General features: G+C 34.2%; 14 protein-coding genes. 3 read left to right on the forward strand and 11 right to left on the reverse strand.

Going from position 1 to position 12,658, the window contains the following annotated elements; all coding sequences use genetic code 11:
• Window positions 1–151: 151 nt before the first annotated feature.
• Window positions 152–1,717 (reverse strand): helix-turn-helix domain-containing protein, encoded by a 1,566-nt coding sequence (locus J2T03_RS20145; RefSeq protein ID WP_307221262.1) that lies wholly within the window; start codon window positions 1,715–1,717, stop codon window positions 152–154.
• A 533-nt stretch (window positions 1,718–2,250) separates the two neighbouring features.
• The gene (locus J2T03_RS20150; RefSeq protein ID WP_293943929.1) at window positions 2,251–2,622 is read right to left on the reverse strand and encodes a winged helix-turn-helix transcriptional regulator; all 372 of its coding nucleotides are present in this window, start codon (window positions 2,620–2,622) and stop codon (window positions 2,251–2,253) included.
• A 138-nt stretch (window positions 2,623–2,760) separates the two neighbouring features.
• Here J2T03_RS20150 and J2T03_RS20155 point away from each other — a divergent pair, with 138 nt between their 5' ends.
• Window positions 2,761–3,105, forward strand: coding sequence for an EthD domain-containing protein (locus J2T03_RS20155; RefSeq protein ID WP_307221264.1), 345 nt, complete (start codon window positions 2,761–2,763; stop codon window positions 3,103–3,105).
• 194 nt (window positions 3,106–3,299) lie between these two features.
• Here the strand turns inward: J2T03_RS20155 and J2T03_RS20160 are convergent, their stop codons facing one another.
• The 3 genes from J2T03_RS20160 to J2T03_RS20170 form a co-directional block, all read right to left on the reverse strand.
• Window positions 3,300–4,076 carry a hypothetical protein gene (locus J2T03_RS20160; RefSeq protein ID WP_307221267.1) on the reverse strand — a complete coding sequence of 259 codons (777 nt, stop codon included), beginning with the start codon at window positions 4,074–4,076 and terminating at the stop codon, window positions 3,300–3,302.
• A gap of 225 nt (window positions 4,077–4,301) precedes the next feature.
• On the reverse strand, window positions 4,302–5,216 hold the full coding sequence (locus J2T03_RS20165) for a helix-turn-helix domain-containing protein (protein WP_307221270.1): 915 nt from the start codon (window positions 5,214–5,216) through the stop codon (window positions 4,302–4,304).
• 57 nt (window positions 5,217–5,273) lie between these two features.
• Window positions 5,274–6,284: an aldo/keto reductase gene (locus J2T03_RS20170; protein ID WP_307221273.1), complete on the reverse strand. Its 1,011-nt coding sequence runs from the start codon at window positions 6,282–6,284 to the stop codon at window positions 5,274–5,276.
• Window positions 6,285–6,621: 337 nt separating this feature from the next.
• Here J2T03_RS20170 and J2T03_RS20175 point away from each other — a divergent pair, with 337 nt between their 5' ends.
• Together J2T03_RS20175 and J2T03_RS20180 are read left to right on the forward strand one after the other, a co-directional pair.
• Window positions 6,622–7,191 (forward strand): Crp/Fnr family transcriptional regulator, encoded by a 570-nt coding sequence (locus J2T03_RS20175; RefSeq protein WP_307221275.1) that lies wholly within the window; start codon window positions 6,622–6,624, stop codon window positions 7,189–7,191.
• Window positions 7,192–7,270: 79 nt separating this feature from the next.
• On the forward strand, window positions 7,271–8,134 hold the full coding sequence (locus J2T03_RS20180) for an SDR family oxidoreductase (RefSeq protein WP_307221278.1): 864 nt from the start codon (window positions 7,271–7,273) through the stop codon (window positions 8,132–8,134).
• 948 nt (window positions 8,135–9,082) lie between these two features.
• On the opposite strand, the gene J2T03_RS20185 is transcribed toward J2T03_RS20180, so the two are convergent.
• The 6 genes from J2T03_RS20185 to J2T03_RS20210 form a co-directional block, all read right to left on the reverse strand.
• A complete protein-coding gene (locus tag J2T03_RS20185; protein WP_307221280.1) occupies window positions 9,083–9,382 on the reverse strand; it encodes a hypothetical protein in 300 nt (99 codons plus the stop codon).
• Complete coding sequence (locus J2T03_RS20190) at window positions 9,351–9,548, reverse strand: hypothetical protein (RefSeq protein ID WP_307221283.1); 198 nt, start codon at window positions 9,546–9,548, stop codon at window positions 9,351–9,353. Before J2T03_RS20190 ends, J2T03_RS20185 begins: the two co-directional genes overlap by 32 nt.
• Window positions 9,549–9,630: 82 nt before the next feature.
• Window positions 9,631–10,386, reverse strand: coding sequence for a type 1 glutamine amidotransferase domain-containing protein (locus tag J2T03_RS20195; RefSeq protein WP_306846709.1), 756 nt, complete (start codon window positions 10,384–10,386; stop codon window positions 9,631–9,633).
• A gap of 72 nt (window positions 10,387–10,458) precedes the next feature.
• A complete protein-coding gene (locus J2T03_RS20200; protein WP_307221286.1) occupies window positions 10,459–11,214 on the reverse strand; it encodes an SDR family oxidoreductase in 756 nt (251 codons plus the stop codon).
• 48 nt (window positions 11,215–11,262) lie between these two features.
• Entirely contained in the window at window positions 11,263–11,577 is a 315-nt protein-coding gene (locus tag J2T03_RS20205; protein WP_307221289.1) for a hypothetical protein, read from the reverse strand.
• A gap of 22 nt (window positions 11,578–11,599) precedes the next feature.
• On the reverse strand, window positions 11,600–12,559 hold the full coding sequence (locus J2T03_RS20210; RefSeq protein ID WP_307221292.1) for a helix-turn-helix domain-containing protein: 960 nt from the start codon (window positions 12,557–12,559) through the stop codon (window positions 11,600–11,602).
• Window positions 12,560–12,658: the final 99 nt, after the last annotated feature.

Consider the following 12,658-nt stretch of genomic DNA (forward strand, 5'->3'; position numbering starts at 1 on the left):
CGATTATGCTGCTTAGTATTTTATATTTATTTGGGGCTGATTTTAGAGATATTTGTTGCTTCTTACAACAATAACATTAAGATTGTGGTCTAAGAAAATATTCTGCTTTTACTTGAAGGAATAAGTCATACAATTCCAATTTTGTTTTAACTTACTCTTCACCAGTTTCTTCCTGCAGGTACTTTAGAAACAGTGAGGGAGATAACGATGTTACTTTTTTAAAAACTGTAGTAAATTTGCTGTGGGAAGAAAACCCAACTTCGTCAGCTAAAGAAGCTATTTTATAGTTCCGGTACTGAGGTTCATTTTTGAGTTTTTCAATGATATAATTTATCCTTAATTCATTGATATAATTATTGAAATCTTTTTCTTTATGTTTGTTGATAACATAGGAAAGGTATTTCGTATTGGTTTCAAAGTGTCCTGCTAAAAAAGGAAGGGAAATATTTTTATTATTGAAGAGATTCGATTTTTCAAATTTATTCAATTTTGAAAGCAGCTTTTCTTCAGTTTCTAAAGTCATCAATACAGGTGTTACATGACGTTCTGCCTGAAGTTCCTCAATCTTGATTTCTTTTATGTCGATAGGATCAGCCAACCTGGAATTTTCACCGGATCTTCTCAATATTTCTTTAAATTTTACAAGATTTTTCTGTTGCTGCACCTTAGATCTTATATATAATAGCAGGAAAAGAATAACAAAAAATCCAGTAACTAATATAATGTAGCTTTTGTAGATACTTTTTTTCTCTGCCTTTACTATCTTTTTGTCAAGGTTAGTATAAGCCTGGTCAATAAACTGGCGGGTTTCTGTCGTTATTTTTTCCTCTATCGTATCTTGTTTTAGCTCAACATCTTTTAATTTTTCAATATTTCTGGTTTTTAAATAATATTTCTCGATCGTATTATATACATCATTTTTTAAACCAAAAGATTCTCCTTTATCAGCTAACTTTTGGGCAAGATCAAGATAATTTTTTGCTTTAACTAAATCGTTTTTTTCTAAATAAATATTGGCCAGGCCATCATAAATTTTCCCCATAACCTTGCTTTGCGGAATATTTCTGGCGAACTCCAATGCTTTTTTATAGTGAAGCAATGAAGCTTCCATATTCTTAAGATGATAGAAATTAGAGCCAAGAATTTGTTCGTTATCAGCAGCAAAAAAGTCTTTATCTTTTATGATATTATTAAAATGAAATTGAGATCGATAGACGTATTGAATAGACTTTCTATATCTTTTTCTATCCTGCTCAAAGCCAGCCATCTCCTGAAAAATTAAACCTTGAATATTATGGCCAATTAAAGTATCTTTAATCATCTGGCCTGTTTCCAGCGTTTTTTCAGCATATTTTTTAGCCTGGCCATACAGTTTCAATGCCCGATACTGGCTGGTTAAAAAAAGGGAAGTTCGGGCTTTCCAGTTTAAATTATCTGTATTTTCAATAATTGCCTCTGCTTTTTCGGCGTACCATAGAGCTGTTTTGAAATCTTTTGCATCTCGGTATAAAGTTGCGGAAAGCATGAGACTTCTCGTCTGCAAAGTAGGTGTTTCTGAAGTTTTATATAAAGAGTCGGCAATGTGCAGAGCTTTTTTAAAGTTAACTGGAGCTGTTTCTAAATAGGTTTTAACATATAATTTGTTATACGCAGCTAAATCCTGTGCATTAGCGGATATGCATACTATAAGAAGCAGAAGGAAAATTTTTATTTTCATGTACTACATATATTCTTTTAAAATAATGCTGGTATTTAGAGAGGAGTTAAATTTTAGTTCTGATTTGAGGAGAACATTTACTACAATAGTTAGTCTGAATATCGATATTAACTATTAAATTGATACATCATTAAAGGAATTTGGAATTAGCATGTTTTTTATGGTATGTATCTTAAAATTGTGCTATTTTACAGCAGTTTTTACATGTATACAAATTTATATTTTCCGATTTTAATATAAAAATTATTATTGATATAAATTCAGATAAATTGATATCAATATGGTTAAATGGACTATAAAAAACATAGGGTAACCAGATCGTCAGTGTAACAGAGAATATCACCTTTGATTATGAATTGTTAATCAATTTATAGAGAAATTAGGTTCGTTAAGAAACAGTTAGAAGAACGACCAGCAAGTATTGTTTTCACCCAACTAAAGTCTGGCATCAAGATTTGCGATGCAGAAATTAAAAAAATAGTTTTTCATCATCTTGTTGAGATGTTTGCCGTTTTAGAACTGTCAAATCAGAATCAGACAACATGCTCAAATTTTGGGTCTTTTTCCATTGCCTTATTAAGCACCAATCGGTTTTCTTCGCCCCATTGTTCAATAGTTAAGATCAATGGTAACAGTTTTTCGCCAAGTTCTGTGAGTTCATATTCAACTTTAGGAACTTTGGTGTGGAAAGTTTTTTTATTGATAAATCCGTGCAATACTAATTCCTGCAACTGTTTATCCATCACTCTTCTGTCGGCATTTGGAATTTTGCGCTGTAATTCACTTGGACGTTTGAGGTTTTGGGAAATATAATAAACAAGCATCAGTTTCCATTTGCCATTCAGAAGTTCTTTGAAAAACTGCAATCCGCAATCAAGCTGAACGGGTGTTTTCTTTTGATACATAAATAATGATTTTGCCACTGTAAAATTACAAGTTTTTCAACTGGATGGCAACCGATTAAGATACGCATAAATTTATGCGTAATTGCCCAATAAAGGGAAGCATTCTACTTTTACACAAAATAAAATTATAAACAGACAATGATTAAATTCACGTTTTTAGTACAGAAGCTACCAAGCCTGAGCCTTGAAGAATTTATAGATTATCATAAAAATCAACACGCTCCATTATTCTGTTCCATCCCCGAAACAGAACTATACGTTAGAAAGTATGTAGTTAACCACCCTATAGTAGCAGAAGGTTTCCCTAAGCCTTTATACGATGCTGTAGTGGAAATCTCGTTTGACTCGTTTGAGGATTTCAACACCTTCTTTAACTCAGAAAATTATTTAACAAAGGTTCGTCCCGATGAGCCCAAATTTTTTGATAATGAAAATTATATTGCAATGGCAACTAATGAGACAATAATTAAAGCTGGCGCATAATTAATACCCTATCAATGCCGCATATTTAAACCATTATTGGTTAGATGTGCGCTATTTAAATGAAAAGAAGATGAAAGATAATATAGTCCTGTCATGTTCACACAAAGCCAAATGGCGCCACTTTTCTCAAAGTGGCGCCATTTTAAGCTGACATCTATAATCGAACATCGCAGAAGTAATTATAGATTCTTCTATTAATCCAACGCTAAGCGAATGGCCTGCTCAACAGGTGAATAGTCATTAGCATTTGAAATGTTTAATTCACCTTTTAAAAACAATGGCGGTTGTGCCATAAATCTGGGCACTGTTCCTTTGTGAGATTGGGCAGAATGTATCAGAAAAGGATGGCATAGATACACCGTTCCTGCTTTACCCGTCGCAAATACTTTTTTTCGTTCGGGCAGGTTATCCGATTCATTGGCAATTTGTAAAAACGAAAGACCTTCTTCCCCTTTATCAGCCAAAAGTCGCGCAATATCCATATGAGAGCCCTCATAAATGACCGTAGGTGCATCATTTTCACTTACATCTGAATACAATGCCAACATCAGCAAAGCTCTTCCTTTTGATTTAATATTTACACGCCATTCAAAATAATTATTCGGATCGTTACCCGGAAAACCTGCATCTACATGCTTTCCTGTATCATTCGACTGCCTGGTTGTTGGAAATCTCACAGGAAATGCCCCAACACTCTGACAGGGAATCCACCTATCCTTTCCCACCAACTGGTTATAAATTGAGTGTAATTTTGCTGTGTTCAGCGATTTGACAAAAGGGGGCTGAGAATACATTCCCAACCAGACAACCGGTTCTGTCCAAGTTGTTGGGTTTGACCTTTCAAAAGGGATTTCCTTCCATAAAATATCTAATACCTCATCTGCAATTTCCTGTGAAAATGCATGATCAATACGAATAAAACCATTTTGTATAAAATGTTCTATTTCAGTTATATTTAAAATATCTGACATAAAATTTGAGTTTAAAACTAATAAGGCATACCAATCTCATTAGTTATGTTTATAAAAAAGTATGTAAAGAAACACGCTAATAAACGGTATTAGCGGAAAGCTTAAGAATTAAGCTGAAAAAGGATATTATAACATTACTGTCATTGTCATATTGCAAAAATAAAAAAATGATAATCATATACACTATTGGTGACTATCATTTTTCTGTTGTAGGCATCGCGAATGTCAATTAAATGACTGTCTAAATACCAATGGTGTCTGGTTCGTTTTATTTTTAAACACTTTGCTGAATGATTGCGGATATTCAAAACCTAATCGATATGCGATTTCACTTACGGATAATTTTGTTGTCGATAAGAGTTCTTTGGCCTTTTCTAAAAGCTGGTTTTGAATATGTTGTTGTGTGGTTTGTCCTGTCAGGTTTTTCAGCATATCGTTTAGATAATGAGGGGATACAAACAACTTTTCGGCAAAGTATTGAACGGTCGGTAATCCTGCTACACTCAAGTCATCATTCTGATAGTATGTACTCAGCAAATCTTCAAATTTTAAAAACAGATCATTTGACACTTTTTTTCGTGTGATGAATTGACGATTGTAAAAACGGTTGCAATAATTCAGTAACAAATCAATATGAGAAACAACAACATCTTGCGTGTAATTGTCTATCATTGCTTCAATTTCTTGTTGTAGATTCTGCATTAATCCTGCGATAATGGTTTCTTCTTTGTCTGAAAGGTGTAATGCTTCATTATTAGCATAAGAGAAAAACCCATATTCTTTAATGCGTTTTGCCAAAGAGTAACTTTGAATAAAATCGGGATGAAAAACAAGCATCCAGCCTTCTGCTTTTGCTGTACTGTTTTCTTCTATCGAAAACATTTGTTTTGGTGCAAAAAATGTCATTATCCCATCGTCAAAATCATAATATTGTTGCCCATATTTTATTCTTCCGTCAAAATTCTTTTTCAAATAAATGGAATAGTAATTAAAGACAATCGTGCTCACTTCTTCTGTACCGATACAGCCAAGATCATCAAGATTTACAACACTGACCAAAGGGTGCGTCGGTTTTTTGATATTCAGAAAATGATGCAGTTCTGAAACCGAGTTAAGAAAATAAGTCTTATTGTTTTTCATACTATAAATTTAATAAAAACAGCGGATAAGCAATTCAGTTATCCGCTGTTTTGTATCTTACAAATTAACGCCTTTCATTGATGCTGCGTCATATCTTGCACCATTATCTGTTCCTAATGGAATAATTTTCTCCAATCGGTCCAAATCTTCTTGCGTTAACGACATGCCTGCTGCTGCTATATTTTCTTCCACATATTTCACGCGTTTTGTGCCGGGAATAGGTGCATGTCCCTTGGCAATAACCCAGGCAATAGCCAATTGTGCAGAAGTAATATTTTTTTCGGCTGCCACTTTTTTAATTTCATTCACCAACTCCACATTCTTGTAAAATTGCTCGCCTTGATATTTGGGAATAAATTTTCTAAAATCATTTTCGTTAAAATCTTCAGGCTTTTGTATTTCGCCGTTTAGAAAACCCCTTCCTACTGGTGAATAAGCAATTAGACTGATGCCTAATTCTTGCAGCGTATCCAGAATGCCCAATTCTTCAATTTGTCTTTCAAACAAGGAGTATTCCGACTGTACTGCCGTAAGCGGGTGAATTTTGTGTGCTTTTCTGATGGTTTCAGAACCTACTTCAGAAAGACCAATATATTTTACTTTGCCTTCTTTTACTAATTCGCCCATTGCTTCAACAGTCTCTTCAATTGGTGTATTGGTATCCAGTCGATGTAGATAATACAGATCAATGTAATCAGTACCAAGGTTTTTTAGTGAACGCTCTACGGCTTTTTTTACATAATTTTTACTGCCATTGAATGCTCCTGTTGCTTGTCCGTTATCGTCAATTTCAAAGCCGAATTTTGTGGCTATTATGTATTTCTCCCTGTTTCCCTGAATAGCTTTTGAAATCAGCCTTTCGTTAAGAAAAGGACCATATATATCTGCCGTGTCCAAAAAATTACCGCCCAACTCTAATGAACGATGAATGGTAGCAATCGCTTCTTTTTCATCTGCTTTTCCATAAATATCTCCACCAAACCCGGTTGTCATACCCATACAGCCAAGACCGATAGCTGGAATCACCAATCCTTCACTTCCTAATTTTACTTTTTTGATTGTACTCATAAAATTACATTTTAAATATTCAATGCAAATGTCAAACTATTGTTTTAAAAAAAAGTATCTAAATGGGATGTAGTTGTATCCAAATGAGAGAGGTTAATAATTTCCTTCACTCAATAATCTGAGGAAATTTAAAAATCAAGAATAGAAAATAATTTTTGGTGTCTTAATAAAACAACTGCCTGAACTCCAAAGGCGAAACATTGGTCTTCGTTTTGAACAATTTGTGGGAATGTTATGCAGGGGCAGGCAAGAATACAAGGAAAGTTATATTGACAAGATAATACAGAATTTACCAAATGGTAAATACCAGCAAATAACAATTGCTAACTTTGCAAAGATGAATGAATTAATAAACTATATTTTACATTTTGGCGATCTGAACCAACAACAAGTTGAATTTATCAAAAGTAAAACTATTGAATTGGAACTGAAAAAAGATGATTATTTTTCCGAAGCAGGAAAAATTCCAAAATACATTGGTTTTGTTTTGGAAGGCGTTTTTCGTTTTTGCTATTACAATAATAAGGGCGAAGAAATAACCTATTACTTTATTAGCGAAAACAGTTTTGTTTCAGACCAGCAAAAATTTGATGCACAAGCAGCAGCAACTGATTACATCCAAGCTGTTACCGATTGTAAAATGCTGGTGTTCTCTAAAAAAGATTGGGACGAAATTTTAAATACAATTCTGGATTGGGATAAGATTTCTGCTAAAATAACACACAAATGTTTAACCGAAGCGATGGACAGAAGAAGTCCGTTGGTTTCTGAAGATGGGACTACTCGTTACCTGTCATTCCTCGAAAAATATCCAATGCTTATCAATCGTGTTCCGCTTTCCTTGGTTGCTTCGTACTTGGGCATTACACAACAATCGTTGAGTAGAATTAGAAAAAACATTCGCTAAAAATCTCTTTTTACCAAATGGTAAATGTTTTTATTTTTAAAGTTTGGAGCTTTGTATCATTAGTTTAAAACAAAATATAATGAGCAAAAAAATCGTATTAATTACAGGAACAAATAGCGGATTTGGATGGCTTACCGCAAAAAGTGTTGCAGCTTTGGGACATCAAGTTTACGCAACAATGAGAGATACAAACGGTAAAAATTCAGATAAAGCAAAAGCCCTTTCAGAGATAGAAAACATCACAGTTTTGGATGTTGCACTTACGGACGAAAATAGTGTCCAGAATGCCATAGATACAATCATTGCAAAAGAAGGAACAATAAATGTTCTGGTAAACAATGCGGGTTTTAGCAGAAACGGTGTGGCCGAAAGTTTTACCACCGCTGATGTGCAAGAAATATTCGATATCAATGTCATCGCACCTTGGCGACTGATGAAATTGGTGTTGCCATTTATGCGTAAACAATCCGAAGGTCTGATCATCAACATCACCAGTGGATTTGGTACCGTTTCGTTTCCTTTTGCAACGATGTACAGTGCTTCAAAATTTGGATTGGAAGGTATCAGCGAAGGTTTGCATTACGAAGTAAGGCCGTTGGGTGTGGATGTTGCCATCCTACAACCAGGTGCTTTCCCGACAGAGATGTCACAAAAATTCAACCCTGGTTCCGACGCTTCGGTTAACGATGCTTACCAAGCCATAGCAGATTATCCTAATAAAATGGGTGCTGCTATTGGCAAGGCATTCGAAACCTTAAATCCTAATCCGCAAGATGTAGCAGATGCCGTGGTAGACTTAATCAGCTTACCCAAAGGTCAGCGACCGATAAGAACCAATGTTGACCCTTTCACAGGACAATACATCAAAGCTGCAAATGATGCCGTACAAGTTGAATATGATAAAGCGTTAACGGCCTTTGGATTGCAAGATCTGTTGAAGTAAGAAATCCCCTTAAAATACAACTCAAAACCCTCATTGATTGAGGGTTTTATTATAATATCTGGTATAGAAGATAACAAGAATTAGTAATATCACTATCGTTCCTGTGGCCAGAGTTGGATGTTTTGTTCTGCCAATTGATGTTTGTAGTAGAAATTGTGCCTATTATCCTTTGCTCCATATTATAAAGAATAATAGCACCTGCACCTTTTTTACGTGCAGATTGCACTATTTTTTGTTGAATCCAGAACCAAAAATGCCCGAAATACCATCTATTTTGCCGATAACTTCATAGCTTTTTTTAACATTAATTTTTAGTGTAAATAATTTTGTATTATAAATAGAATATCAAAGACAAGCAAAATGAAGAAAATTCCAATCTGTACTTTTTCATTTGATGATTTAATCCCGACGATACAAAGGGCGATATGCAGTAGATTTCTTGCCGGATATGTCCAATGCAGCGATTGGAAATAATCTTTGCCCTTCAAAAGAGAATCTCCAAAATCTATCACAAAAACAAGGATTTGAAAAAAGAAAAACCAGTTTTTTCTGGAAAAAAAGTAATCTTTGTAACCGCCATATTCATTAATATCATCCGGGAAAATCAAAACACACAGTATGTAATACAATGTGGTATAGATGATTAAAAATAAGTAGGTGAAAAAATTCCAGTCCTGAACCATTTCTAGACGATGTTCCCACCACCAAAAAAGTATAATTAAAATAAAAACATAAAACACCCAGCATAAATGCAGCCAGTATATGGATTTTCTTTTTGTTGGATGGTCTATTAATTTAACTGTATTTTTTAGCAATTGAGCTACTCCAAAGCCCAAAATCATACTTATTATAACCCTGATATGAGAAAATGCGTCCATTATTTTTTATGATTTGGTGATTTTTTTAGATTAATGAGCTTGCCCTATATCTAATCTGTCAAATTTGCCATCAGGATTTTCGTGGAAATGTAAAAATACAGGAAAAGTACCCCATTGTCCGGCTTTGAAGTTTCCTTTGAGGTCCTTCCCCGTTCGTTACAGTATCGATGGTTAGAAATACTTCTTTACCACAGGCTTCTTTTACAAAACTTTGAAAGTTTCGTGGGTTGCCATCGTCGGTCATTGTGGCGTCTGCAGTAAAATAACTGCCGTTCTCCAAATCCACATTTACATAGGTATAGCCTGGTGTAAGGGTTAAATATTTATTTATCTTAAAATTAGGCAATATCGGTAGGGCTAAAACCACCATAAATAAGCAATTTATTGTTTTTAGGAATATCCATACTTGCACCGGCAACCAAAAAGGAACTCACACCATCAATATCTTGAGCCTTTAAAAATTGTGTCGAAAAAGTAAAAAATACAGTTAGCGCAACTGTTTTTAAGAGTTTTGGATATTTAGTTTTTAATTTCATTTGTGTTTCCAAATACAGGCAGGATAAAAGAAAACGAAAAACAGATCATATTCTATTTCCCGTTTTCATTGAAAAAAACAGATTATTCCGATAAAGCTTCAATAACTAATTGTGATGCCAAAAAGCTACTGTGTTGTTGTTGTGCGGTAATCAATCTTCCATCTCTGATTGCAAAGGGTTCTAGTGGGCCAGCTACTTCAAAGTTGGTGTTTGGATTTTTACGGGCTTCTGTTTCGATGGTGTAATCGTTCACGGTCATTCCAAACATTTCATTAATCATATTTTCTTCGCTATCAGCAAATCCGGTCCAGGTTTTTCCATCCGCTAAAAGTGTCCCGTCACTTAATTTTGTCCATAATAGCAAAGATGTTCCGTGGCAAATAAGGCATACTATTTTCCCAGCTTCATAGAAATCTGCAATAAACTTATGTAGCTTTTCATCATCTTTAAAATTAATTAAAGGGGCACCACCACCAGCTACACAAATGGCATCATAATCGTTTACATTGAATTCATCAATTGATGGTGTATCTTTCATCAATTTGCCATAGTCTTTATGATGAACAAATCCGATACTTATCAAATCATTTTGATAAGCACCATTTGGATTTTCCGGGTCACTATGTCCATCAAAAATTACTTCTCCACCCCAAGGCGAGCAAAATTCCACATCAAATCCTGCATTGATAAAATCAAAAAAAGGACGTGTCATTTCTTCCGCAAAAAAGCCAACTTTCATACCGTGAAGGATTGCCGGATTTGAAACCAAACACAACACTTTTTTCTTAGGAAAGGTATGTTTGGGTTGTTTTCTGATTACATTATTTTGTTCGTTCATTATTTTAAAAAGATTGTATGTTGAAAATAAAAAAAACAGCTGTCATTTTTATAACAGCAGGTTTTCAATTAATTATCTGGTTGTATAGCCACCATTTGCAAAAATAGTTTGCCCGGTAATCCACCAGCCGTCAGTTACCAAAAATTCAACCAGTGGAGCGATGTCGTTAATGTTCGTCAATCCGCCCAAAGCCGATGCCGATTTGTGGTACGCAACTGCATCAGCACTTTCCTGTCCATAGAAGAAAGGCGTGTCCATTGGCCCCGGGGCAACTGCAGTTACAGAAATGCCACGGGCTCCAAATTCTTTTGAAGCTGCTCTTGTAAAATGCTCAACCGGTGCTTTTGCACCCGCATACGTAGAATACAAACCCGTATAAGCTGCTAATAATGACGTTACAATGGTACAGATTTTACCATTATCATTCAGTTTTTTGCCAGCTTCCTGCAAGAAGAAATACGCTGATTTGGAATTGATGCCAAACATTTTGTCATATTCTTCTTCAGTGGTCTCAGTGAATGGTTTTTTAAGCACCATCCCTACTGTATTGATGGCCACATCAATGCCGCCAAATTTTGCAATAGCTTCGTCAAAAAACTTAGTTATATTTTCTACTTTGGTCAGGTCGCCTTGAAATAGAAACGCTTCTGCACCTAAAGCCTGAACTTCAGCCAGCGTTTTCTCGCTTTCTTCCTTAGAGCTTTCACTATTATAATGTATTGCTAATTTTGCTCCTTTTGCTGCAAAATCTTTGCTTAATAATCCACCAAGGTTTTTTCCTCCTCCTGCGATTAGCACTACTTTTCCATTAACATCGTGTGTTGACATAACTTGTTTGTTTTTTGTTATATATAAGAATTATAACAAAAATATGTATTAGGAAGATGTGCGGTATGGTGAACTTTTCAGGGGTTGTGAGAATTTCGGAATTTCACACGTGCTCTTTTCTATTCTGTATTGAACTACCAAATTGTCTCTAACTGCCGGAAGATCTTCCAATTTTTCATACAGTTCTGCAATTTTATTTTCAGTAATTTTGGTTTGATATTCAATTTGAGTAATGTCCGAAATATCCAAAACATCAGCGCCCTTTTTCATTGCCTCTAAATACCTTCCCTGTTTGGATTGCAGTTTTTGAAGCATAAAGACATCAATACTGTCATTGGTAAGCATAAAATTAACCCTGCACATTTTCGTTCTTTCTAACTTATCTTCAAGCCATTTCCAAATTTCGCTCTTTAATCAAATTTTTGTAATATTCCGAGGGTGTTTTCCCATTAATTTCTTTAAAATAGCGGTTAAAAGACGATTTTGATTTGAAACCCGCTTCATAAGAAAGAAACAAAAAGTTAATATTTTCGTTCTTTTCTATCGCTTTCTCAATACCTTTCTTGAAATATTCTATCCTATATTCATTGATATATTGGTAAAATGATTTGTTTTTGTATCCATTCAGCATTTCGCTGATTTGGTATTTGTTGATATTGGTTTTGGTCGCCAATTGATCCAATGTCAAATCGCAATCTCTGAAAAGTTGCTGCCTTTTTACAGATTCATCCAATTTTTGCCAAAGATCTTTGAATTTGAATTCAAAATCAATGGTGTTGAGATGAACTACTTCTTTACTTATATCTGTTTTTTCTATTTCAATTTTTGGTTTTAAAATAGGTTCTAGAGAATTTTCATTTTGAATTTTAAAGCTCTTTCTGATAATTAAAAGACAAATGATAAGCAACGTGAAATATGTTAAACTTCTAATAATAATATTGATCGTATTGCTATCCTGCGGAAAAATCAGTTGCAATATTTTAGAAATAGGAATGAAAGATTCTATAAAAAGGATACAACACGAAATCTTTATAATAACACCGTACTCAATCTGATGAAGTAGTGTCTTTTTGTTTTTATTGGCGATCAAAATACTCTTTACAGGATAGTAAAGATTAATTATAAATATTAAACTCAGGCTTAAATCATTATATAAGTCTAACAGTTTTTTATCAACTCTATTTAGAATCAAAAAAACACAAGAAACTGTAAAATATGCAATCATTAAAACAAAAAACGGAAGAAAAACGTACCATTTCTTGGCTACAAGAAAGTCTTTTTTTGTTTTTCTTAAAGCGTACAAATAAATGATTGGACCATAACATACAGAAATAAACGTATTCATCTGCTGCCTGATACTCTGATCGGGTACATAATTGAAAATAATAAACTTAATGATTAAATGTACTGCAATGGCAGAAAGTAGAAAAATAAACAGATAATT

The organism is Chryseobacterium lathyri, assembly GCF_030812195.1.
In the GTDB taxonomy this organism is placed as follows: Bacteria; Bacteroidota; Bacteroidia; order Flavobacteriales; family Weeksellaceae; genus Chryseobacterium; species Chryseobacterium lathyri_A.